Consider the following 230-nt stretch of genomic DNA (forward strand, 5'->3'; position numbering starts at 1 on the left):
GTCGGCAGCAACGACCTGCGCAGCCAGTACCTGGGCGGCTATGCGACCTACACCGATCCCAGCGGCTTGTATGTCGACGGCGTGCTGCAGGCCGGGCGTCACCGCTACGAGGTCAAGCCGCAGGCCAACCTGCGCACCAAGGGCAAGGCCAGCAGCCTGAGCGCCTCGCTGGAACTCGGCCAGTCCTTCGCGCTCGGCGAGGGCTGGCAGATCCAGCCGCAGGCGCAACT

The 230-nt window shown here is 68.7% G+C and carries 1 protein-coding gene; it reads left to right on the forward strand.

The features are described 5' to 3' along the window. The coding region (locus APY03_RS16655) for an autotransporter outer membrane beta-barrel domain-containing protein (protein ID WP_157103416.1) at nt 1-230 on the forward strand (230 nt) is incomplete at both ends.

Origin of the sequence: Variovorax sp. WDL1, assembly GCF_001541225.1 — a bacterium.
Classification (GTDB): Bacteria; Pseudomonadota; Gammaproteobacteria; order Burkholderiales; family Burkholderiaceae_C; genus Variovorax.